Source organism: Bradyrhizobium sp. 44 (assembly GCF_023073095.1).
GTDB lineage: Bacteria > Pseudomonadota > Alphaproteobacteria > Rhizobiales > Xanthobacteraceae > Bradyrhizobium.
Window position 1 is genome coordinate 393996 of record NZ_JADPIY010000014.1, and the last position, 26698, is coordinate 420693.

Annotated in this window: 29 protein-coding genes; 15 read left to right on the forward strand and 14 right to left on the reverse strand. The window is 63.6% G+C overall.

Annotation, left to right across the window (positions count from 1 at the left end; all coding sequences use genetic code 11):
• Positions 1 to 56 precede the first annotated feature (56 nt).
• The 6 genes from IVB41_RS12750 to IVB41_RS12775 all read right to left on the reverse strand — a co-directional run bounded on the left by IVB41_RS12750 (position 57) and on the right by IVB41_RS12775 (position 5324).
• Positions 57 to 1223, reverse strand: a complete 1167-nt coding sequence (locus tag IVB41_RS12750; protein WP_247431566.1) for a cytochrome P450 — start codon at positions 1221 to 1223, stop codon at positions 57 to 59.
• Positions 1224 to 1300: 77 nt separating this feature from the next.
• Positions 1301 to 2089 carry a helix-turn-helix transcriptional regulator gene (locus IVB41_RS12755; protein ID WP_247431569.1) on the reverse strand — a complete coding sequence of 263 codons (789 nt, stop codon included), beginning with the start codon at positions 2087 to 2089 and terminating at the stop codon, positions 1301 to 1303.
• Positions 2090 to 2206: 117 nt separating this feature from the next.
• Positions 2207 to 2566 carry a DUF2200 domain-containing protein gene (locus IVB41_RS12760; protein WP_247358321.1) on the reverse strand — a complete coding sequence of 120 codons (360 nt, stop codon included), beginning with the start codon at positions 2564 to 2566 and terminating at the stop codon, positions 2207 to 2209.
• A 346-nt stretch (positions 2567 to 2912) separates the two neighbouring features.
• A complete protein-coding gene (locus tag IVB41_RS12765; RefSeq protein WP_407062483.1) occupies positions 2913 to 3620 on the reverse strand; it encodes a PRC-barrel domain-containing protein in 708 nt (235 codons plus the stop codon).
• A 58-nt stretch (positions 3621 to 3678) separates the two neighbouring features.
• Positions 3679 to 4056, reverse strand: a complete 378-nt coding sequence (locus tag IVB41_RS12770; RefSeq protein WP_247431575.1) for a response regulator — start codon at positions 4054 to 4056, stop codon at positions 3679 to 3681.
• A gap of 44 nt (positions 4057 to 4100) precedes the next feature.
• Positions 4101 to 5324: a sensor histidine kinase gene (locus IVB41_RS12775; protein WP_247431578.1), complete on the reverse strand. Its 1224-nt coding sequence runs from the start codon at positions 5322 to 5324 to the stop codon at positions 4101 to 4103.
• A 391-nt stretch (positions 5325 to 5715) separates the two neighbouring features.
• On the opposite strand from IVB41_RS12775, the gene IVB41_RS12780 reads away from it, so the two are divergent.
• Positions 5716 to 6162: a hypothetical protein gene (locus tag IVB41_RS12780; protein WP_247431581.1), complete on the forward strand. Its 447-nt coding sequence runs from the start codon at positions 5716 to 5718 to the stop codon at positions 6160 to 6162.
• A 163-nt stretch (positions 6163 to 6325) separates the two neighbouring features.
• On the opposite strand, the gene IVB41_RS12785 is transcribed toward IVB41_RS12780, so the two are convergent.
• The 3 genes from IVB41_RS12785 to IVB41_RS12795 form a co-directional block, all read right to left on the reverse strand.
• Complete coding sequence (locus IVB41_RS12785) at positions 6326 to 7531, reverse strand: LLM class flavin-dependent oxidoreductase (RefSeq protein WP_247401155.1); 1206 nt, start codon at positions 7529 to 7531, stop codon at positions 6326 to 6328.
• Positions 7532 to 7612: 81 nt separating this feature from the next.
• On the reverse strand, positions 7613 to 8851 hold the full coding sequence (locus tag IVB41_RS12790; protein ID WP_247431584.1) for an acyltransferase family protein: 1239 nt from the start codon (positions 8849 to 8851) through the stop codon (positions 7613 to 7615).
• An 87-nt stretch (positions 8852 to 8938) separates the two neighbouring features.
• Positions 8939 to 10066: a helix-turn-helix domain-containing protein gene (locus IVB41_RS12795; RefSeq protein ID WP_247431588.1), complete on the reverse strand. Its 1128-nt coding sequence runs from the start codon at positions 10064 to 10066 to the stop codon at positions 8939 to 8941.
• 207 nt (positions 10067 to 10273) lie between these two features.
• On the opposite strand from IVB41_RS12795, the gene napE reads away from it, so the two are divergent.
• From napE to IVB41_RS12825, 6 genes are all read left to right on the forward strand, one after another.
• Positions 10274 to 10459, forward strand: a complete 186-nt coding sequence (gene napE / locus IVB41_RS12800; protein ID WP_007596178.1) for a periplasmic nitrate reductase, NapE protein — start codon at positions 10274 to 10276, stop codon at positions 10457 to 10459.
• 27 nt (positions 10460 to 10486) lie between these two features.
• Complete coding sequence (locus tag IVB41_RS12805) at positions 10487 to 10801, forward strand: chaperone NapD (protein WP_247431593.1); 315 nt, start codon at positions 10487 to 10489, stop codon at positions 10799 to 10801.
• A 16-nt stretch (positions 10802 to 10817) separates the two neighbouring features.
• The gene (napA, locus tag IVB41_RS12810) at positions 10818 to 13331 is read left to right on the forward strand and encodes a nitrate reductase catalytic subunit NapA (RefSeq protein ID WP_027570414.1); all 2514 of its coding nucleotides are present in this window, start codon (positions 10818 to 10820) and stop codon (positions 13329 to 13331) included.
• A complete protein-coding gene (locus IVB41_RS12815; protein WP_247431596.1) occupies positions 13328 to 13798 on the forward strand; it encodes a nitrate reductase cytochrome c-type subunit in 471 nt (156 codons plus the stop codon). The genes napA and IVB41_RS12815 overlap by 4 nt, the downstream gene beginning before the upstream one ends.
• The gene (locus IVB41_RS12820; protein WP_247358312.1) at positions 13795 to 14448 is read left to right on the forward strand and encodes a NapC/NirT family cytochrome c; all 654 of its coding nucleotides are present in this window, start codon (positions 13795 to 13797) and stop codon (positions 14446 to 14448) included. The genes IVB41_RS12815 and IVB41_RS12820 overlap by 4 nt, the downstream gene beginning before the upstream one ends.
• Positions 14449 to 14536: 88 nt before the next feature.
• Positions 14537 to 15652, forward strand: a complete 1116-nt coding sequence (locus IVB41_RS12825) for an ATP-dependent RecD-like DNA helicase (RefSeq protein ID WP_007596183.1) — start codon at positions 14537 to 14539, stop codon at positions 15650 to 15652.
• A 183-nt stretch (positions 15653 to 15835) separates the two neighbouring features.
• Here the strand turns inward: IVB41_RS12825 and IVB41_RS12830 are convergent, their stop codons facing one another.
• Entirely contained in the window at positions 15836 to 17533 is a 1698-nt protein-coding gene (locus IVB41_RS12830; RefSeq protein ID WP_247431599.1) for a caspase family protein, read from the reverse strand.
• Between the two features lie 244 nt (positions 17534 to 17777).
• Between IVB41_RS12830 and msrA the strand changes: the two genes are divergently transcribed.
• The 4 genes from msrA (at position 17778) to IVB41_RS12850 (ending at position 19738) form a co-directional block, all read left to right on the forward strand.
• Complete coding sequence (msrA, locus tag IVB41_RS12835; RefSeq protein WP_247287667.1) at positions 17778 to 18482, forward strand: peptide-methionine (S)-S-oxide reductase MsrA; 705 nt, start codon at positions 17778 to 17780, stop codon at positions 18480 to 18482.
• Between the two features lie 58 nt (positions 18483 to 18540).
• Entirely contained in the window at positions 18541 to 18960 is a 420-nt protein-coding gene (gene msrB, locus IVB41_RS12840) for a peptide-methionine (R)-S-oxide reductase MsrB (protein WP_247431602.1), read from the forward strand.
• A gap of 108 nt (positions 18961 to 19068) precedes the next feature.
• A complete protein-coding gene (locus IVB41_RS12845) occupies positions 19069 to 19233 on the forward strand; it encodes a DUF3309 family protein (RefSeq protein WP_081747975.1) in 165 nt (54 codons plus the stop codon).
• Positions 19234 to 19444: 211 nt separating this feature from the next.
• Positions 19445 to 19738, forward strand: a complete 294-nt coding sequence (locus IVB41_RS12850; protein ID WP_007596188.1) for a hypothetical protein — start codon at positions 19445 to 19447, stop codon at positions 19736 to 19738.
• Positions 19739 to 19816: 78 nt separating this feature from the next.
• On the opposite strand, the gene IVB41_RS12855 is transcribed toward IVB41_RS12850, so the two are convergent.
• Both IVB41_RS12855 and IVB41_RS12860 read right to left on the reverse strand, forming a co-directional pair.
• Positions 19817 to 20374: a DUF4112 domain-containing protein gene (locus IVB41_RS12855; RefSeq protein ID WP_247287665.1), complete on the reverse strand. Its 558-nt coding sequence runs from the start codon at positions 20372 to 20374 to the stop codon at positions 19817 to 19819.
• Positions 20375 to 20435: 61 nt separating this feature from the next.
• A complete protein-coding gene (locus tag IVB41_RS12860; RefSeq protein ID WP_247287664.1) occupies positions 20436 to 20861 on the reverse strand; it encodes a DUF5413 family protein in 426 nt (141 codons plus the stop codon).
• 143 nt (positions 20862 to 21004) lie between these two features.
• On the opposite strand from IVB41_RS12860, the gene IVB41_RS12865 reads away from it, so the two are divergent.
• The 3 genes from IVB41_RS12865 (at position 21005) to IVB41_RS12875 (ending at position 22047) form a co-directional block, all read left to right on the forward strand.
• Positions 21005 to 21250 carry a hypothetical protein gene (locus tag IVB41_RS12865; protein ID WP_247431606.1) on the forward strand — a complete coding sequence of 82 codons (246 nt, stop codon included), beginning with the start codon at positions 21005 to 21007 and terminating at the stop codon, positions 21248 to 21250.
• Between the two features lie 37 nt (positions 21251 to 21287).
• Positions 21288 to 21515 carry a hypothetical protein gene (locus IVB41_RS12870; protein WP_007614124.1) on the forward strand — a complete coding sequence of 76 codons (228 nt, stop codon included), beginning with the start codon at positions 21288 to 21290 and terminating at the stop codon, positions 21513 to 21515.
• Between the two features lie 259 nt (positions 21516 to 21774).
• On the forward strand, positions 21775 to 22047 hold the full coding sequence (locus IVB41_RS12875; protein ID WP_027519942.1) for a hypothetical protein: 273 nt from the start codon (positions 21775 to 21777) through the stop codon (positions 22045 to 22047).
• 160 nt (positions 22048 to 22207) lie between these two features.
• On the opposite strand, the gene IVB41_RS12880 is transcribed toward IVB41_RS12875, so the two are convergent.
• Positions 22208 to 23833 carry a hypothetical protein gene (locus tag IVB41_RS12880; protein ID WP_247431609.1) on the reverse strand — a complete coding sequence of 542 codons (1626 nt, stop codon included), beginning with the start codon at positions 23831 to 23833 and terminating at the stop codon, positions 22208 to 22210.
• A 37-nt stretch (positions 23834 to 23870) separates the two neighbouring features.
• On the reverse strand, positions 23871 to 25163 hold the full coding sequence (locus tag IVB41_RS12885) for an adenylosuccinate synthase (RefSeq protein ID WP_247287660.1): 1293 nt from the start codon (positions 25161 to 25163) through the stop codon (positions 23871 to 23873).
• A 366-nt stretch (positions 25164 to 25529) separates the two neighbouring features.
• On the opposite strand from IVB41_RS12885, the gene IVB41_RS12890 reads away from it, so the two are divergent.
• Positions 25530 to 26462, forward strand: coding sequence for a DMT family transporter (locus IVB41_RS12890; RefSeq protein ID WP_247432846.1), 933 nt, complete (start codon positions 25530 to 25532; stop codon positions 26460 to 26462).
• Positions 26463 to 26698 lie beyond the last annotated feature (236 nt).

A 26698-nucleotide genomic window follows, 5' to 3' on the forward strand; every position in this document is an offset into this window, starting at 1 on the left:
AAACAGGAGCAGGATGGCATCATGGCGGCGTTGCGGATGGACCGGTCCCTGCCGGACTAATGCAGCCATCTCACGGGCAGATTTTGCAGCCCGCGAAAGGCCCAGCCGCCGATCCGCACCGGTTCGTCGTCGGCGATCTCGAGCCGGCCGGCACGGGCGAACAAGGTCGGCAGTGCGACGTCGGCAATCATGGCGCGCGAGGCCCAGGCACCGGCGCAGAAATGCGGACCGGCGCCGAACGCAACGCTCTTGGCCGTATCACGCCGCACGTCGAACTGGTCGGCGCGCTCAAAATGCTTCTCGTCGCGGTTGGCGGAGCCGAACATGAGGAATACGCGTTCATCGGTTTCGAACGCGACGTCGCGGATCGTCCACGGCTTTGCGATGCGCCGCGGCGACATACCGATCGGCGAGATCCAGCGGGCATATTCCTCGAAGGCCTGGAGCCACGTCACCTCGCCCTTGCGCACGAGATCGAGCTGGTCGGGATGGCTCAGCAGCGCCCATACCGTGCCGGCGATCGCCTTGCGCGGCTCGTTCTGGCCGCCTGAGATCGCGAGTTTGACGTTGGCGCGCACGCTCTCCATCGCCATGCCCGACGCGAGCAGCACGCCGAGGATGCTCTGGTCGGGATGCTTGCGCATCACCGGCAGGATGTCGTCGATGGCGGCATCGATGCCCGACGTCGCCGCATGGCAACGCGCCTCGACCGCTGCGTCGCCGCTGTAATTGGCGATGCCCTCGATCATGCCCTGTGACCAGGCATCCATATCCGCAAAGCCGATATTGGTGAGGCCGGTAATCGACTTCAGGCATTCGCCGGAGAACGGCAACGCGAAGTCGCGCATGAAATCGATCCGCCCGGGTTCGATCGTGTCGATGATGCGATCGGCATGGGCCTGGAACAGCGCGGCCCAGTGCGCCTTCACCGTCTTCGGCGACACCGTCGGAAACATCGCGCGGCGCTCGACCTGATGCGCCTCGCCGTCCTTGCGCATCATGTTGTGGCCCATCAGCCGGTTCATCAGGCCCGCGGGCTGGTGCGAGGAGAACACGTCGATCTGCTTCTCGGAGATCGAGATATCGTCGCGGCTCGTCAGCAGCGTCGAGCCGAGCTGCGGCACGAAGGCGATCGGCGCCTCCTTGCGCATTGTCGCGAGCATCGGGTACGGGTCGGCCCAGAACGCGACAGGGTCGATGTCGATGCGCGGCGCGGTGCTCAAGCTTCGCTCCATTGCTGATCACCGCCAACGTTAGCGGCTTCAGGAGGCGCCGTCTGTCCCCAGCGATTGGGACAGCTTCAGTTCAGGCCGCGCGGGCCGGCGAGCAGGCGCAGCACGATCGCAAACAGCTCGCTCTGTGACGAGATGCCGAGCCGATCATAGGCGCGTTTGCGATAGGTCAGGGTCGAATGCAGGCTGATGCCGAGCGCCTGCGAGATCGCCTCGGAGCTGAAGCCGGAGAGGATGCGCCGGCAAACGTCCTGCTCGCGCGGGGTGAGGCTGGCGAGCGGCGCGCGCGTCGCGAATAGCGCGGCGAGAGACTGCTCGGTCGTCGCCGCCGAGCCGTGCTGGAAATGGCGCGCCACGCTCGCACTGATGGCCGGTGCGATGGCCTCAAGCCGCGAACGCTGGGCGTCGCTGAAGCGGCCCTGGACAGCGATGCGATAGAAATTGACGTAGAAACAGGTATCGTCGACCCAGATCGCGGTCGCGCATTTGTCGACGATGCCGGAATCCACAAAGAACATTTTTCGGTAGCGGGCCCCGTACATGCGCGGCGCGAAGGCGGGCAGCACGAGCGTCGCGCGGGCCTCGCCTTCGAACAACGCATCGCGGTTGGGATCGGATTGGTGGAACTGCCCGGCATAAGCGGCGCCGAGATCGCCGCCGATCGGGATGTTGCCGGCATCGAGCAGGCAGTGTGCGGCGCCCGCGCGGCTCAGCGCGAACACCATGCAATGCCCGACCCCGGCCTGCCGGCGCAGTGTATCGATCAGGATATCAGGGAAATCCGGACGACCGATGGCAAGCACCGCGGGCGTGACATCCCCAACTGCCGGATTTGCGGGCGTCCCGCGAGGGCGCATCGTTTTCTCCCCATCGCCTTTTGACGAAATTTATCAGCAATGGCCGCGCAGCGAAAGGCGGGTGTCGCCGGATATCTGCCGTAACGTCGCCAAGCCAGGCGGACGAAGGATGCCCCCTTAGTCAGCACTTTTGCGCAAAATCTTGTCCATCGCTTTTCCCTTGGCCAGCTCATCGATCAGCTTGTCCAGGTAGCGTATCTCTCGCATCGTCGGCTCTTTGACATCCTCGACCCGGACGCCGCAAACCACGCCCTTGATCAGGGCTCGCGAAGGATTGAGTGTGGGGGCCTTCGCAAAGAAGGTCTCAAAGTCCGTCCGCTGTTCCAGTTGAGCTTCCAGCTCCTTCTGACCATAGCCAGTCAACCAGGAGATGACCTGATCGACCTCTGCTTTGGTGCGTCCTTTCTTCTCCGCCTTCGCAACGTAAAGCGGGTAAACGCTTGCGAAGCTCGTCGTATAGATCCGATGTTTTGCCATGACCGCTCCAGGGCATCGCTCATCAGGAACGTAGAGGCTTGAGACTATACCGTAATCCTTCGCTACCACATCCGCCGACGGTGGCCGACAGAGACCTGCCATCGATGGAGTTTGCCTGCAGAAGCTCTGACTGGAAAGTCCGTGGAACGAAAATGCTGCAAAACTTCCCCGTGCCACGATCGCTGTCGACGCCGCCAGTTCAGGTCACATGGTTCTCTACGGGACGGGCGGTGGTCTCAACCTGTCCGCTTTCGCCCTCACCGACGCAACGCTCTGCATGTGGAAGTGAACGAAGCTCTGGGCTAGCCAGTGATGCGCCGTTGCGTAAAAACGCGCCGCCGGTCGGCTACGGCTTTTCAAACAAGGCATCGTTATTGGCGCGCCAAGCCGGGTCGGAGAGCCACTTGTATTCCTGGTCAGGCATCACAGGCACCGTTTTCATGACTCCCTTCGCAATGGGAAGAAAGAAGCTCGATCGATCCTGCGTGACCTTCAGAGATCGGATCGGCACCACGATACTGTCCTTTCCGGTGGTGAAAAATCCGCCCGAGGCGATAATCGCGTAATCTCTCCCATCCTTCGTGCCGAAAACGATGTTCCGCACCTCGCCGACGATCTTGTCATCGGAACTGCGGACTTCCGCCCCAATCATCTCGTCGGTCCTCAAACCGGGGGTAAGTTGGTCGATCCTTATCAACGGTTTGGCGTCTTTTTTGTCACGGCTGCCCAAAGTCGCTCCGCGCCTAATTTTTGGTTCACGAGCGGCAATTTGCTTATCGGCCTCTTCCTCATCATTGTCTCCCAAGGATCCCATCGGCGGCCCCGCGATGAGTTCACGAATGTTGGCGAGGAGACGCTCACAGTCTTCATGCCGTCCATAAGATCGAAGCGTGAAAGCGGCGTCTCTTAGACTCCGAAGGTCGCGCACGGCCTGACTGTTAGCTGGTCCTCGAAACCGGGGATTTTGCTGAATGGCCTCCTCCAGCCCTGCGTCGGCAATCTGGCACTCAGCCAACGCCTGGGTGACGCCGCCGGAAACGGTCAGCGCAGCCATCAACAAGGTCCGTATGGTCTTCATTGCAACTCACCTTTCTGGGGACTGGGGTAATTCATCACACCACACTGGTCAGCTCACGGATCGCGTCGATGATTTGCAGCGGCTGGTAGGGCTTGGGGAAAAACAGGGCGCCCGCCGGAAGATCACCGGCTCGTATTTCGACATGACCTGAGGTTGCAATGATTCTAACTGGCGGCCAGCGGTTCCTGACGGCCGCCGCCAATTTCAAACCGTTCATTGAACCGGGCATATCGATGTCGGTAAATACAAGACGGACATCAGAGTTGCATTCGAGCATCTGAATGGCCTCCTCGGCGTTGGTTGCCTCTAGCACTTCGAATCCGGCCGCGCGGAGCACGTCAACTACGTCCATGCGAATGAACGCTTCGTCTTCGACAACAAGGACTCGGATGGGTGGAGTGGCCAAGGCCATGTAAGAGAACCCTCAAGACTTCAATGCAGAACCCGGAATAGCCTTCAGTTCGCATCGAGCGATTGTTGAGGGTGATCAAGAGGAAGCCGGATTGTGAATAGCGCTCCCCTCGGTATATTTGTTGAGATCGTAAGCTCGCCCATCAACTGCCTGACCAGGCCGCTGACGACCCGGAATCCGAGACTCTTCCGCGGCTGGTTGATGTCAAACCCGTCGGGTAACCCTGCGCCCTGATCGGAGATTTCGACCAGCAGATGTCCGTCGATCTCGCGGGCGTCTACAGCGATGACACCCGGCCCATCGACATAGGCATATTTAATCGCGTTTGTGACGAGCTCGTTCACCAGCAAGCCCAGAGGAATGGCCTTGTCCGCGGATATGACGATGGGATCCGAACGATATTGAAGCCTGTGTTCCGGCGCCGAACTCTGAAGATTTCTGCAAAGATGCTCGACGAAATCGGCAAGATCGACGAATCCGACCTTGCTGCCGCGCCAGAGATGATCATGCACTTCCGCGATCGAAGCGACGCGCATGGCGGCGTTTTCCAATGCGTGCTTCACATCGACGGAATCCGACCCACGTGCTTGCACACGTAGCAGGCCAACGACTGAGGTGAGGCTGTTCTTGACGCGATGACTCATCTCACGCGTGAGCAATGCTTCGTGCTCAAGAGCTTCCTGAAGCTTGGCGTCGGCGTGTTGGCGCTCAATCGCGATGCCGAGCAGGCCTGCGAAACCAGCCAGGAAATCCGCATCAGCGTCGTCGAATTGTCCGGGATCGTGACTATCGGCCTCGAGAACACCGAACGGCACGTCGCCCTCGCCACCTCGCCTGATAAGCACGTTGATCGCACGTTTGATGCCATGCTTGGCCAGAAGCGCCGGCGTCCGGAAACGTGTCTCTTCCTGCAAGTGATTGGAGATGACCGATTGGCCGGTCTGGTAGGCAAAGCCCGCGGGCGATTCGATATCAGCACCGAGCGTTACGTGATCTACTGTCCCCGCGGGCCAGCCGATCCCGGCACGCACGATCAAACGCTTCTCGTCGGGAAGATATTCCAGAACCTTGGCGTATGAGCATCCCAGACCGCGAGCACTGAATTCGGCCGCATGCTGAAGAATTTGCCTGAAGTCACGGGTTTGCAGTGCAGCCGTACCGAACTCCCTGAGGAGAGCCTGTTGGCGGCGACGGTATGGAAGCTCATCCTGGCGATCGAGGGAGGCATCGGAGGCCATTCCTGAAACCAGCCTCGGTTCGGAGGGCATTAAATCGCCAATTCTGGATTGCGTCTTTCGCAGAAGCGCGGCGATACGCGGTGGCTTGAAGAAGCGCCGACCAATTTCTACAACGCCGCAAGCGGTTCTTTGTTCCCCCGGAGCAATCAATCGAGCTCGAAATGACTCGATGGCGGTTTCGAGGCTTTGGAAGGAGCCCCCCCAGCGGCCGTGTCAACCGCCACCACGCAAGCCGTCTCAAAGCTTCGCTTTCCGCTCACAGAATACGCGGGAGTGTCTGGTGGCACACATTGGCAACCTGCAGCGAAAGAAGCATCGCCATTCGCTCTGATGAATCCATTGAAACAAAAGGCTGCCGATAAGCCTTAACAATGTCTTATGAGCTCCAACATCATTGGGGCCAGGTTTGATTGGAACGAAAATGGACGCCGAGCAGCTCGCCGAGAAGTTCCGACAAAAATTATCCGCAGCCGTCGTCGAAAAGGAGAGGCAGACGACTATCGCCGCGGAGAACAAGGACAAGCGAACCGCCGACATCGAGTACTGCAAGCAGGCGATGGAGCGCGAGGTAATACCTTTCCTGGAGGAGCTGAAGCATCATTTCGGCGAAGACCAATTCTCCTTTTCTCCTCAGATCGAGCGGCATGATCACCGTCCCGTCGGAGTTACTTTTACCGTGGGCAATGGTGCTCCAACGAGCATCTCAACTGCATTTGGCAACATCGTTGTGACTCGCATCGGCGGCAGCGGAACCAGGAAGGGTGTCCCCTTTGTGTATGCGCCGGATGTCGAGCCCTACATTTCAAACTCGGGTGATCTGACGCGGGACAAAATAGCGAAGCTGGTTGAGATGGTGATCGACGACTAGGCGAACACCAACACGCTTTATGTTTAAGACACCATGGCTGTAGAAGGATGCGGACAGCGTCTTGAGAAAATCGCCGCCGAAAACTCGTGCGCCGGCAGGTTGATGGTGCGGAGGCGCACTCGACTTCGTGGTCGTCCCTACCGCGGTGCCGCAACACGCTGCCCTACCCCGCCGCCGCCTTCGCCGGCCCCACGCTGACAGCGAGCTTGCCGTAGCGGTCGGTGAAGGCCTCTGTGTCGATTTCCTCGAGCTTGATCTCGCCGCTCATGACGCCCTGCTTCCAGGCCGCCTGCGCCGGATCGTTCTGGAATTCCGGCATCACCTCGCGGCCGAACAGCTCCAGCGATTCGCAGATGTGCTCGTGGCTGTTCTTGCCCGCTTGGTTCAGAAGGATGACCTGGTCGATGTGCGAGCCCTGGAAGCGCTTCAGCTTCCTGCGGATGGTCTCGGGCGAGCCGATCAGGCCGCCGCGCAGCGCGGCCTCCTGCGCCTCCGGATTGTCGCGTTTCCACTTGTTGTACTCGTCCCACATGTTGACGGTGTAGGGCGCCGGACGCTGGCGATTCTGCGAGGCGCCGTAGAAGCGCAACGCGAACTGGAAGAAGGTGGCGCCGTCGGCGCGGGCGCGGGCCTCCTCGTCCGTCTTCGCGCACATGAAGAACGACACCAGCGCCATGTTCGGGTTGATCTCGTAGTCGGCGAGCTTGGCGAGACGCTTGGTCATGGCGTTGTAATAGGCGTGCACCCAGGCATGCGCGGCATCCGCGCTGACGAACTGGAAGCCGAGCGCGCCAAACCCATGGCGGCCGGCGCGCTCGATGGTCTGTAATTGCGAGCAGGCCATCCACAACGGCGGATGCGGCTTCTGCACCGGTTTCGGCACGACGTTGCGCAAGGGGATGTCGAAATATTTGCCGTGATGCTCGCTGCCCGCGTCCTTGAACATCGGGAAGATCGCGGCGACGGCTTCCTCGAACACCTCTTTCTTGGTCTCCATGTCGCGGCCGAACGGTGTGAGCTCGGTGATGGATGCGCTCTCGCCCATGCCGAATTCGCAGCGGCCGTTCGAGAGCAGGTCGAGCACCGCGACGCGCTCGGCGACACGTGCAGGATGGTTGGTGGTGAGCTGGAGGATGCCGTGGCCGAGCCGGATGTTCCTGGTGCGCTGGCTTGCGGCTGCGAGAAACGATTCCGGCGAGGGTGAGTGCGAGTATTCTTCGAGGAAGTGATGCTCGACGACCCAGGCGTGGTCGTAGCCGAGCTGGTCTGCCAGTTCCATCTGCGAGAGCGCGTTCTGGTAGAGGCTGAGCTCGTCGCCGGCGACCCACGGACGTGGCAGTTGCAGCTCATAGAAGATGCCGAACTTCATGACGCCTCTCCCAAGTTTTCTTGAGTATTCTTGCCGCTCATATTTTTGTTGCGGGCATCTTAATGGGTTGGGCGGCGCTGTCTACGCAGTCGCAATTCCGCCTTGCGGGAGAAGGCGCTTTTCGGCGCGGCGGCCATTCAGGACCACACCGATAAAGGTGAAGCGCACCAGCAGATGATAGCTCGCAAGCATCGGAGGAAGCGCGACAAGGAGAATGATCGCGAACTTGGTCAGCCCGGGCCAGTCGAGCTGCGACAGCGCGACCTGCAGCGCCATCACGATCGGCAGGTGGATCAGATAGAGCCAGTAGGATGCATCGGCGAGGTAGCGCCACGTCCGACTGAAGCCTGACATGAAGCGGAGGGCGAGGCCGAGGACCGCGAATGTGGAAACCCAAATCGCCGGTGCATAGAGGATGGCGGAGATCAGCCTGAGCGTGGCGAAGCTGACCGGCAGTTTCGGCGCGACAGGCAACGACAGCATGACGCCTGACACCGCGAAGCTGACCAGGATCAGGAAGAGCGCGAGCAGGACATGTGTCAGCCAGCGTCGCTCGATGAGCCGCAGCAGATCGACCTGCCGATGCAGGAGCCAGCCGATGCCGAATGCGGTGCCGAAGCCGATCCAGGCCTGCGCATTGGTGACGAGCGATTGATCCGGCGTCCTCACGCCCATCACGTTGGTCCATCGTGGATCGAGGCAGAAGGCAATGCCGATCGGGATTGCCAGAACCAGGGGAGCCAGCGGATTTCGCATGATCCGCGCGAAGACACGGTCAAACACCATGCGCAGCGTCCCTGATACATCAAGCCAGACCATTGCACCGCGCAGCAGCAGCGTCGCGACATAGAGCTCCAGCAGCACATACAGAAACCAGAGGTGGGTCAGGGGGAACTTAGGCAATGCCGGCAGCCAGCCTGACGTGGGGTGGATCGGACCGCCATTTGGAAAGTGAGATGCCCAGATCACGATCAGAGCTATCGGCATGAACACGAGCGGCCAGCCGATCACCAACGGCAGGCCGATCCGCTGCAGCCTGTCCCTGACGAAGCCCCAGCTCCCCCGGCGGTGAAAGCTCATGCGGGCAAAGAAGCCGGCCATCAGGAAGAAGGTCGTCATCCGGAAGACGTGGATGGTAAAGGACAGCAGACCCAGAGTAACGCTTGGATGGGTGTCCTGGATGATCCAGAACCGGGGCGAGGCCGGCACAAACGACAACGTCGCGTGCAGGACGATGCCGAGCAGCAGGGCGCCACCCCTGACTGCGTCGAGAGCATGGAGCCTCTCCGATACAGGGGCGGCGGCGGTCGAGTGGGACATGGATAGGCTCGTTCCGCTGGATGGGAGTTTATGCTTGGACCGTCTAACCAATCGGCGCAGGGCGTTCTCGCCTGATCCAAAAATCGGCTAGCCGATTTCGCGGCGCGGTTGGCTGAGTTCAGCGCTCTCGGGCCGGCTCAGCGCCTCGCGCCGGAATTCGGTCGGGGTCATGCCGGTTTCGGCCTTGAACGCGCGATTGAAAGGTCCGATCGACTGGAAGCCCGCATCCATGGCGATGGTCAGCACCGGGACCTCCCGTTGCGTCACGTCGGACAGCGCCAGCCTGGCGTCCTCGATCCGGTAGCGGTTCAGGAAAGCATTGAAGTTGCGATAGCCCAGCCCTTCATTGATCGCCTGGCGCAGCCGATGCTCGGGAACATCGAGCCGCGCCGCAAGCGCTCCGATCGCAAGGCCTTCCTGGCGGTAGCTTCGCTCCACCGTCATCAGATGGTCGAGGCGCCGCAGCAGGATCGGGTCGACGACGACCCGCCCCGCGGCGGCGCGGTCGGCGGCCGGGGCTTGCCTCCCCGCCTCGCCGGATGCGATCGCGGCCGTGGCGTCATTGACGGCCATCGCCGGCGCGCTGAACAGGCCGATGCCGGCAAGCATGGCCACCACGAACAGCCCGAGCGCGGTCGGGAGACTGCCGGGCGCACCGGGAACCGCGACGGGAATTGCGGCGAAGCCGGCGACGCCGACGGTCGCGATGAGCACGACATTGATCGCAAGCATCGCCAGCCGCAGTCGGCGTCGCCGCGCGACCAGATCGGCGCGCCAGGTCTTGACCGTCTGAACCGCGGCAGCGAGGGCCAACACCAGGGTGGCCAAAGCCAGGACTCGCCCGCCTGCGCCGGCCAAAGCGGGCCAGTTCGCCCAGCCCAGCGTGATCGCAAACCCGAAAGCCACGATGCTCAGCCACAGGGCGCCGTGCCAACGCCTCAGCACGAAATCGTCGTCGAACGCCGCGCGCGCCCACAGCCAGAAGACCGCAGGCTGTGCGGACAAGATCGGCAACACCCACCACCAAGCCGTTTTGGGAAGGTTGGGCGCCGTCGCGATCGCATAGAACATGCCGCCTGCGCACATCGCGATGCCCAGCAAAGCCTGTTGGCCGGTTGCACGACGCAGCAAGGCCACGAGAACGATCAACAGGAACACGCCGCTCGCCGCGCCGCGAAGCCCGAGATCTATCGCCGTCAGCCCCGTCGCGTTCACAGCTCGTATCCCCGTTCGATGCCAAATTGTCGCATCGCCGTCGCACGGGTACAACCCAAACTTGTGCTTGTGGGTCTGGCGGGAGCCAGCATCGCAACTGGACGGATTGATCCAGATCAAGGCGTCAGTGGCCCTGCTACATCTAAAGTGCGGCAAGGCAACGGCCCGGATGCCGTCCCAATCCCCACATTTCAGACGAGACCGAATATGTCGGCCCCTGACGACGCGACTTCGCGCGTGCGCCGTAAGCGCATGGAGATTTTCGCTTTCCTGTTCCTGACCGCGATCGTGATGCCCGTCCTCGCGGTCGGAACGGTCGGCTCCTACGGGCTCGGCGTCTGGATCTACCAGATGTTCGCCGGCCCTCCCGGCCCGCCGCCCTCCCCGCATTGATCCCCCGAAAAGCGAAAGACAGGCATCATGGCCGAATCCAAACTCAACCGCCGCGCACTGATCACCGGCCGGGTGCTCAGCGCCGAGCGCGTCATCTCGCCGCCCGGTTGCGAAATCGCCAGCATCATCGTGCAGGCGCGCCCCGAGCGACTGGACCAGCTGGAAGCCGCGATCACCGCCCTTGCCGGCTGCGAGATTCATGGCCGCGATGCGCGAGGAAAGCTCATCGTCGTGACCGAGGCGCCTGATTCCGGCAGCCTCGGCACCCTGCTCAACACTATCCAGTCACTGCCCGACGTCTATTCGGCGGCGCTGGTCTTTCACGCCATTGAAACCGCCTGAGTCAGGAAGAGCCATTATGACATCGCCAAAGCTCGACCGTCGCCAGATGTTGAAGCTCGAGGCCGCCGCCATTGCGGCCGCCGCTGCGGGCATGCCGGCACCGGCGCTCGCCGCGAACCTCGTCGCCGAGCGCGACGTCGCCGAACTGAAATGGGACAAGGCCGCCTGCCGCTTCTGCGGTACCGGCTGCTCCGTGATGGTCGCGACCAAAAACAATCGCGTCGTCGCCACCCACGGCGACATCAAGGCCGAGGTCAATCGCGGCCTTAACTGCGTCAAGGGCTACTTCCTCTCCAAGATCATGTACGGCCACGACCGCCTGACCCAGCCGATGCTGCGCAAGACGGCCGGCAAATACGACAAGAACGGCGAGTTCACGCCCATCTCCTGGACCGAAGCCTTCGACATCATGGAGGTGAAGTGGAAGGAGGCGATCAAGAAACGCGGGCCGAACGGCGTCGCCATGTTCGGCTCCGGCCAGTGGACGGTCTGGGAGGGCTATGCGGCCGTGAAGCTGTTCAAGGCCGGCTTCCGCACCAACAACATCGATCCCAATGCGCGCCACTGCATGGCCTCCGCCGTGGCCGGCATGATGCGCACCTTCGGCATTGACGAGCCGGCCGGCTGCTATGACGACATCGAGGCCACCGACGCCTTCGTGCTGTGGGGCTCCAACATGGCGGAGATGCATCCGATCCTGTGGACGCGCCTTGCCGACCGCCGGCTCTCCGCGCCGCATGTTCGCGTCGCCGTGCTCTCGACCTTCGAGCACCGCTCGTTCGACCTCGCCGACATCGGCATGGTGTTCAAGCCGCAGACCGACCTCTACATCCTCAACGCCATCGCCAACCACATCATCAAGACGGGCCGGGTCAACAAGGACTTCGTTGCCGCGCATACCATCTTCAGGCGCGGCCAGACCGACATTGGTTATGGCTTGCGGCCCGAGCATCCGCTGCAGAAGAAGGCGACGGGCGCGGCGAAGGCCAATGATTCCACCGAGATGAGCTATGACGAGTACGTCAAGTTCGTCTCGGAGTACACGCTGGAGAAGGCGGCCGAGATGTCGGGCGTGCCGCTCAACCGGCTGGAGGCGCTGGCCGAACTCTATGCCGACCCCAAGACCAAGGTGGTCTCGTTCTGGACCATGGGCTTCAACCAGCACACCCGCGGCGTCTGGTGCAACAACCTCGTCTACAATATCCACCTTCTAACCGGGAAGATTTCCTCGCCCGGCAACAGCCCGTTCTCGCTGACCGGCCAGCCCTCGGCCTGCGGCACCGCGCGCGAGGTCGGCACCTTCTCGCACCGCCTGCCGGCCGACATGGTCGTCACCAACAAGGAGCACCGCACCAAGGCCGAGCACATCTGGCTGCTGCCCGAGGGCACCATTCCCGACAAGCCCGGCGCGCACGCCGTGCTGCAAAGCCGGATGCTGAAGGACGGCCTGATCAACGCCTATTGGGTGCAGGTCAACAACAACCTTCAGGCTGGTCCCAACGCCAACGAGGAGACCTATCCGGGCTTCCGCAACCCCGACAATTTCATCGTAGTCTCGGACGCCTATCCGTCGGTGACGGCGCTCGCCGCCGATTTGATCCTGCCGACCGCGATGTGGGTGGAGAAGGAAGGCGCTTACGGCAACGCCGAGCGGCGCACGCAGTTCTGGCATCAGCTCGTCCCCGCGCCCGGCGAGTCGAAGTCCGACCTCTGGCAGCTCATGGAATTCTCCAAGCGCTTCAAGATCGAAGAGGTCTGGCCGGAGGAGCTGATCGCCAAGAAGCCGGACGTGCGCGGCAAGACGCTGTTCGACGTGCTCTACAAGAATGGCCAGGTCGATAAATTCCCGACGTCGGAGATCGAGGAAGGCTACGCCAACGAGGAGTCCAAGGCGTTCGGCTTCTACGTGCAGAAGGGCCTGTTCGAGGAATATGCCGCGTTCGGCCGCGGCCACGGCCACGACCTCGCGCCGTTCGACGCCTATCACCGCGAGCGCGGCCTGCGCTGGCCCGTCGTCAACGGCCAGGAAACGAAATGGCGTTTCCGCGAAGGCAGCGACCCCTACGTCAAGCAGGGCACCGACGTGCAGTTCTACGGCTATCCCGACGGCAAGGCGCGCATCTTCGCCCTTCCTTACGAGCCGCCGGCGGAATCGCCCGACAACGAATATCCCTACTGGCTCTCCACCGGCCGCGTGCTGGAGCACTGGCATTCCGGCACCATGACGCGCCGGGTCCCCGAGCTCTACAAGGCCTTCCCCGAGGCCGTGTGCTTCATGCATCCTGACGACGCGCAGGAGGCGAAGATCCGCCGCGGCGACGAAGTGAAAGTGGTCTCCCGCCGCGGCTTCATCCGTGTCCGCGTCGAGACCCGCGGCCGCGATCGGCCGCCGCGTGGCCTCGTATTCGTGCCGTGGTTCGACGAATCCAAGCTGATCAACAAGGTGACGCTGGACGCCACCGATCCGATCTCGCTGCAAACTGATTACAAGAAGTGCGCCGTGCGCATCGAGCGGGTGAACGTGTCATGATGAAACGATTTGGAGTAGCGCTGCTCGCGGTCGTGATCGCGGCTGGCGCGAGCTCGCTGACCGCGCAGACGGTGACGTCAGGCCTGCGCGGCCCGACGCCGCTCAACGACGAAGGTCCGGCGCCGCCGATGCTGCCGAACCGCAACACCTCCGAAAGGGAAGTGCGCAACTATCCGGAGCAGCCGCCGGTGATCCCGCATGCGATCGACGGCTATCAGGTCGATCTCAACGGCAACAAGTGCCTGTCCTGCCATGCGCGGGCGCGCATCGCGGAATCGCAGGCGCCGATGGTCTCGATCACCCACTTCATGGATCGCGACGGCCAGTTCCTGGCTTCGATCTCGCCGCGCCGCTTCTTCTGCACGGAATGCCACGTGCCGCAGAACACCGCCACGCCGCCCGTCAGCAACGACTTCACCGACATCGACACGCTGCTGTCGCGCGCAAGCCCCGGTGGCCGCCGATGACGACGACCGCTGATGAGCCCGACGAGGGAATGAAGGCCAAACACGGCTTCGTCGCGCGAAGCTTGGACTTTGCGCGCGAGCTCTGGCAGGTGCTGATCCGGCCGAGCTCGGTGTTCGGGCTCGGCGTGCTGGTGCTGGCGGGCTTCATGGCCGGCGTGATCTTCTGGGGCGGCTTCAACACCGCGCTGGAATTGACCAACACCGAAAAATTTTGCACCGGCTGCCACGAGATGAAGGACAACGTCTATGCCGAGCTGAAGTCGACCATCCACTTCGCCAATCGCTCCGGCGTGCGCGCGACCTGTCCGGACTGCCACGTGCCGCACAACTGGACCGACAAGATCGCCCGCAAGATGCAGGCCTCCAAGGAGGTCTGGGGCAAGATCTTCGGCACGATCGACACCCGCGAGAAATTCCAGGATCACCGGCTCGAGCTGGCGGCGCATGAATGGGCGCGCTTCAAGTCCAACGATTCGCTGGAATGCCGCAACTGCCACAGCGCCGATTCCATGGACATCACCAAGCAGTCGCCGCGGGCCTCGGTCGCCCACCAGCGCTTCCTCTTCACCAAGGAAAAGACCTGCATCGACTGCCACAAAGGCATCGCCCACCATCTGCCCGACATGCGCGGCGTTCCCGGCTGGCAGTAGGGCGCCCCGCCCGGCTTGAACCGGCGGTGCGAATGGTTAGTTTTGGGGCTGGCGAATCGCTCCGTTTCGCCCCCTCCTCAAGACAGACATGGCCACATTCACCCCGCATCAGGATGCCGCGCTCAAGGCCGTTGGCGATTGGCTCAAGGCCAAGCCCGGCCGCAACGGCACGCCGCCGGTGTTCCGCCTGTTCGGCTATGCCGGCACCGGCAAGACCACGCTGGCGCGGCACATCGCCGACGGCGTCGACGGCGAGGTGAAGTTCGCCGCCTTCACCGGCAAGGCGGCGCTGGTCATGCGCAACAAGGGCTGCGACGAAGCCTCCACCATCCATTCGCTGATCTACCGCACCCGCGAATCCGGCGAGGAGCAGCCGAGCTTCGAGCTGTGGGACGACGCCCCGGCGTCCAAAGCCAAGCTGATCGTGATCGACGAATGCTCGATGGTCGATGCCGAATTGGGCCGCGACCTGATGTCGTTCGACTGCCCGCTGCTGGTGCTGGGCGATCCCGCGCAGTTGCCGCCGATCCAGGGCGGCGGCTTCTTCACCAATACCGAGCCGGACGCGATGCTGACCGAGGTGCACCGCCAGGCCCAGGACGATCCGATCGTGCGGATGTCGATGGACGTCCGCGAGGGACGCGAGCTCGACATCGGGCGCTACGGCGAGAGCGAGGTGGTGTCGCGCAAGGAGCTCGATCCTGATCGCGTCATGGCCGCCGACCAGGTCCTGGTCGGACGCAACAACACGCGGCGCGCGTACAATATGCGGGTGCGTCAGCGCCAGAACATCGAGGACGTCTTCCCCGTCGCCGGCGACAAGCTCGTCTGCCTGCGCAACAATCGCAAGAAGGGCCTGTTCAACGGCGGGCTGTGGCGCGTGAAGTCGCGCAACACCTCGCGCTCGAAATCCCGCATTCTCAGCATGAGGCTGTCGCCGGACGAGGATCTCGGCCACAAGGTGACGAAGGTCTCGGTGCGTGCCGATTGCTTCGAGGGCGGCGTCGAGGCGATCGCTTGGGAGCAGCGCAAGCCCTATGACGAGTTCGACTACGGCTACGTGCTGACCGTGCACAAGTCGCAGGGCTCGCAATGGGACGACGTCGTGCTGTTCGACGAGAGCTTTGCGTTTCAGGAGAGCCGCGCGCGGTGGCTGTACACGGGCATCACGCGGGCGGCGAAGCGGCTGAGCATTGTGGTGTAGCCGTCGTCCCGGCGAAGGCCGGGACCCATACCGCGTCGTCTATCCGTATTCGGGGGTCTTGGTACCGAGGAAGGTTCGATCACTGTCAGTCTTCGCCAAACCACGCCCTGTGGCTATGGATCCCGGCCTCCGCCGGGACGACACCTAATGTGAGGGGACGAAGGTGCGCCCCATAAGCAGCCTTCACTTCCCCACAACAAAATAAAAATCCTCTCTTCCCGGCGGCGAGCCGTAGGAAAACGGCTGCTGCACGTGCTTGGTCACAAGCCAGACGTCGTCGCGGACGATGTCGAACAGTTTTCGGATCTCGACGCGCGGCATCTTGATTTCGCGGGCGAGCGCGGTGGCGAACGGACTGTCGGCGCCGCCGTCGCCGTCCATCGCGGTCTCGCCGTGCTTGGCGGCGTAGACCACCATGAAGCCGGCGCCAGGCTCGATGTTGGAAAAGCCCTTGTCCACCAGCTTGAGCGACAGCGTGCGCTGCATGGTCGGCGCGAACGGATTGTCGCGGCAGGCATCCAGCATGACCAGACGCACTTTTCGCGCAGCGCCCACCGCCGCGATCACCTGCTCCAGCGCAACCGCCTGGGTCTCGGCGTCCCTGTCGGCGGCGAGCTTGGCATCGACGGGAACGAGATAATTGACGCCGCCGATCTCGAAACCGTGGCCGGCGTAATAGACCACCGCCCAATCGGCCTTCTCTGCCTCGGCCGCAAACGTCTGCAACGCTTCGAAGAACTTGTCGCGGGTGAGGTCGCTGACGGATGTCACGGTCTGGAAGCCGACATCGCGCAGCGCGGCTGCGATCATTTTCGAGTCGCGTGGCGGATTGGGCAAGGCGTGGACGTTCTTGTAGGCGCCGTTCCCGATCACCAGCGCCACACGGCGCCCCGTTGATCCGGCCGGCGCCTGCGGGGTCAGCGCCGCCAATCGCTCCTGCGCGATCGCGCGGGCACGCGCGACGTCGAGCTCGTCGAACTTCGTCAGCGAATAGGCCGCCGCACGATAGTCGGCACGAGCCTGGGCGAGGTCCTTCTTGCGCTCGTAGATCTGGCCGCGACCCGAATGTGCCCGGACATTGTTCGGGTTGATCTGGATCGCAATGTTGTAGTCCTTCAACGCGGCGTCGAGATCGCCCTTCAGCATGTTGACGTCGGCGCGATTGTTGATCGCGTACACGTTTTTCGGCTGCTTCTCGATCAGGCCGTTGCAGTCGGCGAAGGCCTGGTCGTACTTGCCCATCATGCCGTAGGTGACGCAGCGGTTGGCGGTGATCTGCTGCGCGCCCGGTTCGATCTTCTCGGCCTCCGCGAAATCGGCGATCGCGCCGTCAAAATCCTGCATCAGCGTGCGCACGCGGGCGCGGTTGGTGTAGCCGAGCAGGAATTTTGGCGCGTATTTGATCGACAGGTTGAAATCGTCGAGCGCGCTTTGCAGCGCCCCCCGGCGCAACTGGATGATGCCGCGGTTGTTGTAGGGGACACCGTAGGTCGGGCGCTTCTGGAGCGCGAGGTTGTAGTCCGTCATCGCATGGTCGTCCTGGCCCGTCCGCTCATAGGCGAGGCCGCGCAAATTGAGCGTGACGACGTTGTCGGGATCGAGGTCGACGGCCATGGACAAGGTCTCGATGGCATGGACGTAGTCGCGCTTGTTGATCAGCGTATTGCCGCGCACGGAAAGCGCGACGGCCTTGTCCTTGCCGCTGAGCCGGTCGGCGTTGAGCAAATTGTCGCAGGCCTGCGCCCTCGCCTGCGCATCCGCCTGGCGGTCGCGGCAAATGGCGAGGTCGTCGCCGGGTTTTGGTTCGGCCGCCGCGATCGAGCTCCAGCCGGCCAGGATGGCGAGCACGGCGACGAGGGTCAGGGATACGACGCGCAGCATGTTGTCAGGTCAGCTCCAGCCATCATTCTCTAGGTCGATCACCGATCGCGCCGGTTCATCTAGCGCGGAGTTCCTGTCCTCGCCAAGCCGGGCCGCTCCAGGCGGCGCGTTTCACAGACTCGTGTCCGTCCGGCCGTAACAATCGCCCGGCCGGCCCGTATCTCGAATGTCCGAAAATGCCGGGCAGGCTGTTCGCCCGGCCCCAACCGCCCTAGACTGTCAGACCTTCCGAAAGAGGATCGCCATGCGCCGACCTGCCATCCTGTCCCTGCTCGCCGCAACCACCGCCCTGACGCTGGCCTTTGCCGCGCCGACCCGGGCCGCAGAGGATGCGGTCGTGATCCCCGCTCCCGCCGTTGACGCGGCGCCCGCAAGCGGGATCCAGACCGCCGTGATCGCCGGCGGCTGCTTCTGGGGCGTGCAGGGCGTGTTCCAGCACACCGCAGGCGTCGTCAACGCGGTCTCCGGCTATGCCGGCGGCACCAAGGCGACGGCCGACTACCAGACCGTCTCGAGCGGCCGGACCGGCCACGCGGAATCGGTCGAGATCAAATACGACCCGAAGAAGATCTCCTACGGCAAGATCCTGCAGATCTACTTCTCGGTGGCGCACGACCCGACCCAGCTCAACCGGCAGGGCCCCGACTCCGGCACGCAATATCGCTCGGCGATCTTCACCACCTCCGACGAGCAGAAGAAGGTGGCCGAGGCCTATATCACCCAGCTCAACGGCGCCAAGGTCTTCAATAAGCCGATCGCGACCAAGGTCGGCGCGCTGGAGGCGTTCTATCCGGCGGAGGCCTATCACCAGGATTATCTGACGCTGCACCCGAACCAGCCCTACATCGCCTACAACGACCTTCCGAAGGTCGAGAACCTGAAAAAGCTGTTCGCGGATAACTATATCGAGAAGCCGACACTGGTGAGCGCCAGCAAGGCCACCAACTGATCGCGAGATCACTGAACAAGATCACCGAAAACAAAATCATCGAAAAAACGGGAGACCCATGCCCGACACCAAGACAAAAACCACGGACGACAAGGTCATCAAGAGCGAAGAGCAATGGCGCAGCGAGTTGTCGCCGATGCAATACGCAGTGCTTCGCGAGAAGGCGACCGAGCGTCCCTTCTCCGGCGAATATGAGCAGGACCACCGCGCCGGCACCTATACCTGCGCCGGCTGCGGCAATGTGCTGTTCGAGTCCGACGCGAAGTTCGATTCCGGCTGCGGCTGGCCCAGCTTCACCCAGCCCGCCGTCGAGGGCCATATCGACGAGGAGCGGGACGTCAGCCACGGCATGGTCCGTACCGAGGTGCTGTGCGCCAAGTGCAGCGGCCATCTCGGCCATGTCTTCCCCGACGGCCCGGGGCCGACGGGCTTGCGTTACTGCATCAATTCCGCGGCGCTGAAGCTCGAACCCAAATAAACCTTGCGCGCCGCCGGGTTCCGTCATGGAACCCGGCGGCGCGATGTGCTTTTCTTACCTCGTGGTGCGGCCGGCCATGGCGTTGCCGCGGCCGCCAGGGAGGATGCCATGACGCTTGGGACCATCCTGATCATCCTGGTGATCATTTATCTCGTCGGCGGCCTGTCGGGCCGCGTTGGTGGCTACGGCTACGGAATGGGTCATTCCGGCATGGGGATCGGCGGCCTTGTCCTGGTGGTGCTGCTCGTGCTGCTGCTCCTTGGCAAGCTATAAACCATTCAAGCCACTGACATTGTTGTCATTTTCGGCCCTGCGGAGCTGCCATGCGCGGATTCATCATCTCGCATCGCGGGGGTCGCAATTTTGTCAAAACGGGCTATATTAGAGGACGAAAATGACATGTGCGGCGCCCACTCAATCGTGGCCTCTGCCCGTCCCAACCCCACGCGCTTAAAGCCCCAGAGAGATCACGAGGTCTTTGACCATGCGTCCACTGCGTCCGTTCAACTTCAACACTTCCGCCGAACTCTTCCCCGCTGCGATCCGCAAGAAGAAGCGTGCAGGCTTCACCTATCGCCGGTTCGGCACCGCGGCCGAAGCCGTGCAGTTCGCGATGGAGCAGTTGCCGACGGATTCGCTGAACGGCGCCTATCTCCAGGTCGAGGAAGCGCGCTTCGATCAGAACGGTATCCGCTCGCTTTATGAGAGCGAAGCCTTCCCGCTGCCCCGTCACCGCAAGCCGGTGGAAGCCAGCACCGACGCTGCCGACGCGGCGTAAGTTTTCGTAACGCGCTCCGATGTGCGCTGAAAGCGCGACGGCCGAAAGGCTGTCGCGCTTTTTGCGTTTTGGGGCGTGTCAGATGCGCGGCTGCTTGTCGAGCCAGCGGCGGAGCAGGCGCACGTTGCGCATGTTGGCACGGAACATGACGTCAAAGGCGTCGCCCGCGAACGGCACGATGCCGACGACGCCGTCGAGGGCGACATTGCCGAGCATGCGCGCGGTGATGTACCAGGGCGCCCCGAGCGCCCTCGCCTCTCGCACCAGCCAGAGCGAGATCGCGGTGGTGATGATGTCGCCGACAACGGGGATCAGTCCGATCAAGCCGTCGATGCCATAGCGGATATTGGTTCCGGGCAGCACGAAGGCGACGTCGAGCAGCTTTGCGATCGCCTCGATCCGCGCGATCCGCTGCTCGCGCGTCAGATTGCCGAACGGGTTGCCGGCGAAGGGACTGTCCTTCCCAAACTCGAAGCGAAACTCGCGAAAGCCCTGCTCGAGCGTTTCGGGCCGGATCTCGTGACCATCCTGATCGATGATCGGCCCACGCCCCTCGGTGCCCGAAGAGGCCGGACCCGGGCGGCTTCCCGAACGGGAGCGACGCGGAGCAAGAATATCGTCATCGGACATGGTCATGGCCTGTAGGGAACGCGCCAGCGCGGCGGAGGTTGCTGCGGCGTGATCGAAGGTCGCGCCCTCAAGTCTGTGCTGCCGCCGGCTGCGGCTCCGCGACATATCTATGCACGAGCCAGGATGAAATCACCGCCGGCACGAACCCGACGAGGCCGTACAGGATGAACTGCACTGCGCCCGAGTCCGGACCGCGCGAGCTGTAGGTCAGCGAGGCCAGGATGAAGGCGAACACGCCGACCAGCAGCATCCGCAGCACCGGGCCGATCCGGCGGACGTGGACCAGGATATCGTCGACTGCACCGATCATCAGCGAGGGCAGGAAGCCGAACAGATAACTGTATTGCAGGGATTTGAAGAACACTGCGAACAGCTTGCCGACTTCAGCGAGACTGGTCTGGGTCCAATAGCCGGACTGATAGGTCGTCGTCAGCAGCAGCAGGAACCCGCCCACGAACGGGCCAACCAGCGCAAACACGAGATAGCGTTTCATCAGGCACCCTCATCCTTCGCCCCGTTATAGCAGCGCCGCGGGAACCTTGAATAGCGGGGGTGCGGGCTCTGCGCTGGGAACAAGCGGCATAGCGACGAGTTCAGACAGGACTTGAAACTCACCTGTCAGATTTGGAGCCGCCGATGTCCCGCAAACTGTTCTTCCTGGCGACGATCGCACTGACGGCCGTGAGCGGCCTGTCGAACGCGCCCGCTCTCGCACAAGGCCATATGGGTTCGCCGCAGGAGCAGCAGGCCTGTTCGCGGGACGCCTCGCGCTTCTGCCGCAAGGACCTCGGCAACGACATGGCGGTGCAAGGCTGCTTGCAAGCCAACAGGGCCAAGCTGTCGCGGTCTTGCAGCAAGGTGTTTCAGAGCCACGGCATGTGAGGACCGGAACCATCCCCGGCGAACGGAGAGTGAAGCCATGTTGCGCGACGAACAGCTCTCGATCCTGAGGGACATCAGCCAATCCATCGCCTTTGCCGACGACCGGCACGGCAAGATAGGCGAGCTGATCGCCGACGGTTACGTGATGAAGGACGGCGATCTGTTCGAGCTCACGGCAAAGGGCGTTACGGCGGTCGAGGAGCACGCGGCGCTTGGCGCAAGCGATGCGGAACAAGCGAGCGTATCCTCCGATCGGTTGATCTGATCGCACGCGAGTCGCATTGTGCGTGACGTGCGCGCAACAATTGCGAATTCCTTTTCGCCTGCCATTGCGGCCGCGTGACAATGGCGCATACTTGATTCGGGCGGCGCAGCACTTTTCGATTCGAACATCACGAGAGATCGAGCGACCACATGCGGGATTGAGGTCCCGGCGTGAAGGCTGTGACATGCGGCAGGTCAAGCCGCGTGCGGCGCCCCAAAACCAAGTGGCTCAACCCACGGAACTCGGGGACGCATTCCGCATGACACGCTACCAGACCATCGCAACTCTCTTCGCCGTCACAACCGCAGCCATCGCATTCCAGACATCGCCCGGCCTTTCCTTCTCGTCCGAAGCGCAGCAGATGTGCTCCGGCGATGCCATGCGGCTGTGCTCCAGTGAGATCCCCGACATCCCCAGGATCAGGGCCTGCATGGTGCAGAAGAAAGCTCAGGTCAGCCCGGGCTGTCGCGCCGTGATGGACCGCGAGCACGCCGCCGCGACATCGCGCAAGCGGGAAGCGACGGCGCAGTAGAAGAGAGCGTAGCTGCGGCCATCCTTCGAGACGCCCGCCCAAGGGGCGGGCCCTCAGGATGAGGTCTCGTTTCGCGGAGAGATATCAAACCCACATGGTGAGGAGCCCGCCAAGGCGGGCGTCTCGAACCATGCGGGCCGAGGTCTCACGGAGCAGAGATCTAGTCGCCCCACTGCGCGAAGGCGTCGTTGAAGGCGCGCTCGCCGGGAGCGCCCTTCTCGATGGCGATGATGGCGCGGCGCTGGTTGGCGTAGACCAGGGGCACGTCGAACCAGGAGCGCTCCTTCAGCAGCTGGACGTTGCGGCTGCGGTCGGCGTCGACGTTGGAGAGGCCGACCAGGAAGAAGCCGTCGGTGACCTTGACCGCGAGGCCTGCCAGCGGCGTGCCGCGTGCCTGCTCGTTCGACTTCATCAGGATGCCCGGCACGTTGGCGACGCCGCCGCCCGAAAAGTCCGCCGGCAGGACGAAGGTCAACTCCGCGGTGTGGCTCGCCGGCAGCGAGGAGTCGGTGTTGCGGCGGAACGACATCGTCATCTTGAACTTGCGGTCGGGGATCTCGATGTCGGCGCGCACGGCGACGTCGGCCTTCTGGTTGCCCGACGCCTTGATCGGCTCGAGCCGCCACACCACCGAGCCGACATATTGCTTGCCCTTCGGATCGGATGGATCCTCGTCGTAGAGCACGACCTTCTGCGCCACCGGCGCGACCGGCTGGTCACTGGCCGAGGGCTGGCCGACGCGATCCGGAATCTTGGGCTTGCTCTGCGGCTGCGACGAATCCCTGGGCGCCTCCACCACCTGCGTCGGCGAAGACTTCAACAGGTTGGTCGCGGTCTGAACCAGCTGCTTGCCCCAGAGGATGCCGGCACCGACCAGGATCAGCACGATGCCGACGGCGATCGCGCTCTTGAACGGAAACACGGAGCCGGTGCGGGCGCGCTTCTTCTTGGGTTCACGGTCGAGAACGGGGATGTGCGGACGTTGCGACGGCGGCTGCGACTGCGGCGCGTAGCGCTCGGCCTCTTCGATCGATTCGTCGTAGGAGTAGGGCGCGTCCGTCCCGGCGGCGCGATTTTCCAGGCTCGGCTCGAGTCGGTCGAATTCCGGCGAGGGCGAAGGCACGTTGGCGTAGGTGCGGCGCGCGGCGCGGTTGGCCTGCGCGGCGGCGCCGCCGAGATCGTTGGCGTCGGCCGTGATGTCGCGGAAGCCGCGCACGCCCGGTGCCGGCGGCAGCGGCGGCGGGGGTCCCATGTCCGGCGGGCGGCGCCCACCGGCGCGATCACGTCCGGCCGGCGGCGGCTCCGGCATCGACGGCGGTGCCGACGGACCCTGCGGCCGCGGCGCGTCGAAACGCGGAGCCCGCGGCGCACGTGGGGCGTCGCCCTGGTCATCGACGTTGAAGGAGGGCCGGTCGGCGCGCGGCGGCGGCGGTGCCGGACGGGCGCGTGGCGGGGCAGAAGTTTGGGGCGCGGCCGCGTTGCCCTCGGTGGCGCGGGTGCTGGCGCGGCGGAAGGCATCGCCGCTGCCGCTGCTGCGCGCGCCGCCACCGGGGCGCGAGGCCTCGCGGGCACGCTGGGCGGCCTCTGATTCGACCTTGCGGACGGCCTCTTCCAGCGAGAGCCGCTCGCGGGTGATCTCGGATTCGGAGAGCGGCGGCTGCACGCTGCGGAGCTGCGCGATCAGCGCGGTGCGCGCCCGCTCGTAGAGCGCGCGACGGCTCTCGCCGGGAGCGTTGGGGTCCAGGGCGGCAATAGCGCGGGCGATCAGCGGATAGTAATCAGCCATTTCTACTCAATTATACGCGCGTCCCGGTAAGAGATCGTTAAGCCTCAAACGGATTTTGTACCAGGATAGTATCCTCGCGTTCGGGGCTGGTGGAAAGCAGTGCGACCGGGCACCCCACCAATTCCTCGATCCGGCGGACATATTTGATCGCCTGGGCCGGCAGCTGGGCCCAGGACCGCGCATTGGCGGTCGGCTCCTTCCAGCCTTCGATGGTCTCGTAGATCGGCTCGACCCGGGCCTGGGCGCCCTCGCCCGCCGGGAAATGATCGATCTCCTTGCCGTCGAGCTTGTAGCCGGTGCAGACCTCGATCGTGTCGAAGCCGTCGAGAATGTCGAGCTTGGTCAGCGCCAGACCGTTGATGCCGCAGGTCCGGACCGCCTGGCGAACCAGAACCGCATCGAACCAGCCGCAGCGGCGGGGCCGTCCGGTATTGGTGCCAAACTCGCGGCCGCGCTCGCCGATCTTGCGGCCGGTCTCGTTGTCCTGCTCGGTCGGGAACGGGCCCTGGCCGACGCGGGTCGTATAGGCTTTGCAGAGGCCGAGCACATAGCCGACCGCGGCGGGGCCGAGGCCCGAACCGGTCGCGGCCTGCGCCGCCACCGTGTTGGACGAGGTGACGTAAGGGTACGTGCCGTGATCGACGTCGAGCAGCGCGCCTTGCGCGCCCTCGAACAGCATGCGCTTGCCCTCGCGCCGCTTGATGTCGAGCAGCCGCCACACCGTCTCGGCATAGGGCAAGAGCTGCGGCGCCAGCGCGGTCAATTCCTTCAGGATCTCCTTGCCGTCGAACTCCGGCAGGCCCAGTCCGCGGCGCAATGCATTGTGATGCGCCAGCAGCCGGTCGATCTTGTGCGGCAGCGTATCGAGATCGGCAAGGTCCATCAGGCGGATGGCGCGGCGGCCGACCTTGTCCTCGTAGGCCGGGCCGATGCCGCGGCGAGTGGTGCCAATCGCGGTCGCCGCATTGGCGGATTCGCGGTGCGCGTCGAGTTCGCGATGCAGCGGCAGGATCAGCGTGACGTTCTCGGCAACCCGCAGATTGTCCGGGCTGACCGCGACGCCTTGCGACCGCAGCTTGGTGACCTCGTCGAGGAAGGCGGCGGGATCGAACACCACGCCGTTGCCGATCACCGACAGCTTCTGCTCGCGCAGCACGCCCGAGGGCAGCAGCGCCAGCTTGTAGGTCTTGCCGTTGATCACCAGCGTGTGGCCGGCGTTATGGCCGCCCTGGAAACGGACGACGATGTCCGCCTGCTCCGACAACCAGTCGACGATCTTGCCCTTTCCTTCGTCGCCCCACTGGGCGCCGACGACGACAACATTGGCCATTCGCGGGTAATCCCTATGCAATCTGTTAGATGCGCCCAGCCCAATCACGGCCGGGGCCGCTCGAACGCGAGGCAGCCAACCGGATAAAGGATGCAGCCCCTCTAGGCAAGCAAAGAACGGGACTTTTTCGAGGCCGCGAGCGCACTCCAAGCCTTTGATATCCCCTGAAAATCCAGAAACCTTCGCGACCGGTGCAATGCTTCGACCAAAGCGTGAGAGGCTGCTTCCGCCGCTGCATGGTCGCGATGCATCCGGCCCCCGTTGATGCAACCTCGATTTCCGTGTCTTTGAACGGGCCGGGTCCGAACCGGCCCGGGTGCCGCCGGGCTGGAGGCTTGGCGCATGACGCGGGGCCACAACAATCCAATGTCCGCCACCGACGAGACCACCGGCGCCGCCACGTCCGGCCAGAACTGGATCGCCAACCAGCCTTATCTGCTGCTCAGCATCACCGCGATGTGCTGGGCCGGCAATGCCATCGTCGGACGGCTCGCCGCCGGTCACATCCCGCCGGTGACGCTGTCGTTCCTGCGCTGGTTCTTCGCCTTCCTGCTGGTGCTGCCGTTCGCCTGGAAACACCTGGCGCAGGACTGGCCCGCGATCCGCGGCAAGCTCGGCCTGATGGTCACGCTCTCGATCACCGGCATCGGCGCCTTCAACACGCTGCAATATTGGGCGCTGGAGCATACGCAGGCGCTCAACACTCTCCTGTTGCAATCCGCCGCGCCGCTCGTCGTGGCGCTGTGGTCGCTCGCCATTCTCGGCGTGCGCCTCACCGCAGGGCAGGCCTTCGGCGTGCTGCTGTCGACGTGCGGCGTGCTGATCATCCTGCTGCATGGCGATCTCACCACGCTGTCGAACATCGATTTCAACAAGGGCGACCTCATCTTCGTCGTCGCGCTGATCATCTTCGCGCTCTATTCGGTGCTGACCTTGAAGCGGCCGCCGATGCACGGCCTGTCGTTCCTCGCCTTCACTTTCGGCTGCGGTGCTGCCTGTCTCATTCCGCTGGAGATCTGGGAGTTGTCCGCGCGTCCCGTGATGAAGCTCGACGGGCCGAACCTCCTGACCCTGTTCTATGTCGCGGTGTTCCCCTCGACGCTCGCCTATCTCTGCTTCAATCGCGGTGTCCGGCTGATCGGCGCCAACCGCGCCGCGCCGTTCTTCCATGTCGTGCCGGTGTTCGGCTCGATCATGGCGATGGCGTTTCTGGGCGAGCACCCCCAGGCGTTCCACTTCATCGGCTTCGCGCTGGTGCTGGCCGGCGTGTTCGTGGCGTCACGGAAGCAGGCGGCATAGCTCGTCTTCAAATGTATCGCGCCGCACCCATGCAGAGCGTCGTCGTGCCGGGGCCAATTGCGGCCTGAACGCCGACCGCGATCAACGCGCAGATCGCGCCGACCGCGAGGACCTGCTCGGTCTGCCGAAGCTGCCGGCGTGGGCGAGATGGCCGAGATGGCTCCGGTCACCACCGCGATCGTTGCCACCCCAAGACGTTTGCGGCCCTGCGCCCGCCGCGGTCGCCCGAGGAGGTC

Excerpts from the sequence above, each read along its gene's own strand:
- IVB41_RS12755 (WP_247431569.1), bottom strand. The coding sequence starts at position 2,089 with ATGCGCCCTCGCGGGACGCCCGCAAATCCGGCAGTTGGGGATGTCACG.
- IVB41_RS12760 (WP_247358321.1), bottom strand. The coding sequence starts at position 2,566 with ATGGCAAAACATCGGATCTATACGACGAGCTTCGCAAGCGTTTACCCG.
- IVB41_RS12765 (WP_407062483.1), bottom strand. The coding sequence starts at position 3,620 with ATGGCTGCGCTGACCGTTTCCGGCGGCGTCACCCAGGCGTTGGCTGAG.
- IVB41_RS12770 (WP_247431575.1), bottom strand. The coding sequence starts at position 4,056 with ATGGCCTTGGCCACTCCACCCATCCGAGTCCTTGTTGTCGAAGACGAA.
- IVB41_RS12775 (WP_247431578.1), bottom strand. The coding sequence starts at position 5,324 with ATGCCCTCCGAACCGAGGCTGGTTTCAGGAATGGCCTCCGATGCCTCC.
- IVB41_RS12780 (WP_247431581.1), top strand. The coding sequence starts at position 5,716 with ATGGACGCCGAGCAGCTCGCCGAGAAGTTCCGACAAAAATTATCCGCA.
- IVB41_RS12785 (WP_247401155.1), bottom strand. The coding sequence starts at position 7,531 with ATGAAGTTCGGCATCTTCTATGAGCTGCAACTGCCACGTCCGTGGGTC.
- IVB41_RS12790 (WP_247431584.1), bottom strand. The coding sequence starts at position 8,851 with ATGTCCCACTCGACCGCCGCCGCCCCTGTATCGGAGAGGCTCCATGCT.
- napE (WP_007596178.1), top strand. The coding sequence starts at position 10,274 with ATGTCGGCCCCTGACGACGCGACTTCGCGCGTGCGCCGTAAGCGCATG.
- IVB41_RS12805 (WP_247431593.1), top strand. The coding sequence starts at position 10,487 with ATGGCCGAATCCAAACTCAACCGCCGCGCACTGATCACCGGCCGGGTG.
- napA (WP_027570414.1), top strand. The coding sequence starts at position 10,818 with ATGACATCGCCAAAGCTCGACCGTCGCCAGATGTTGAAGCTCGAGGCC.
- IVB41_RS12815 (WP_247431596.1), top strand. The coding sequence starts at position 13,328 with ATGATGAAACGATTTGGAGTAGCGCTGCTCGCGGTCGTGATCGCGGCT.
- IVB41_RS12820 (WP_247358312.1), top strand. The coding sequence starts at position 13,795 with ATGACGACGACCGCTGATGAGCCCGACGAGGGAATGAAGGCCAAACAC.
- IVB41_RS12825 (WP_007596183.1), top strand. The coding sequence starts at position 14,537 with ATGGCCACATTCACCCCGCATCAGGATGCCGCGCTCAAGGCCGTTGGC.
- IVB41_RS12830 (WP_247431599.1), bottom strand. The coding sequence starts at position 17,533 with ATGCTGCGCGTCGTATCCCTGACCCTCGTCGCCGTGCTCGCCATCCTG.
- msrA (WP_247287667.1), top strand. The coding sequence starts at position 17,778 with ATGCGCCGACCTGCCATCCTGTCCCTGCTCGCCGCAACCACCGCCCTG.
- msrB (WP_247431602.1), top strand. The coding sequence starts at position 18,541 with ATGCCCGACACCAAGACAAAAACCACGGACGACAAGGTCATCAAGAGC.
- IVB41_RS12845 (WP_081747975.1), top strand. The coding sequence starts at position 19,069 with ATGACGCTTGGGACCATCCTGATCATCCTGGTGATCATTTATCTCGTC.
- IVB41_RS12850 (WP_007596188.1), top strand. The coding sequence starts at position 19,445 with ATGCGTCCACTGCGTCCGTTCAACTTCAACACTTCCGCCGAACTCTTC.
- IVB41_RS12855 (WP_247287665.1), bottom strand. The coding sequence starts at position 20,374 with ATGACCATGTCCGATGACGATATTCTTGCTCCGCGTCGCTCCCGTTCG.
- IVB41_RS12860 (WP_247287664.1), bottom strand. The coding sequence starts at position 20,861 with ATGAAACGCTATCTCGTGTTTGCGCTGGTTGGCCCGTTCGTGGGCGGG.
- IVB41_RS12865 (WP_247431606.1), top strand. The coding sequence starts at position 21,005 with ATGTCCCGCAAACTGTTCTTCCTGGCGACGATCGCACTGACGGCCGTG.
- IVB41_RS12870 (WP_007614124.1), top strand. The coding sequence starts at position 21,288 with ATGTTGCGCGACGAACAGCTCTCGATCCTGAGGGACATCAGCCAATCC.
- IVB41_RS12875 (WP_027519942.1), top strand. The coding sequence starts at position 21,775 with ATGACACGCTACCAGACCATCGCAACTCTCTTCGCCGTCACAACCGCA.
- IVB41_RS12880 (WP_247431609.1), bottom strand. The coding sequence starts at position 23,833 with ATGGCTGATTACTATCCGCTGATCGCCCGCGCTATTGCCGCCCTGGAC.
- IVB41_RS12885 (WP_247287660.1), bottom strand. The coding sequence starts at position 25,163 with ATGGCCAATGTTGTCGTCGTCGGCGCCCAGTGGGGCGACGAAGGAAAG.
- IVB41_RS12890 (WP_247432846.1), top strand. The coding sequence starts at position 25,530 with ATGTCCGCCACCGACGAGACCACCGGCGCCGCCACGTCCGGCCAGAAC.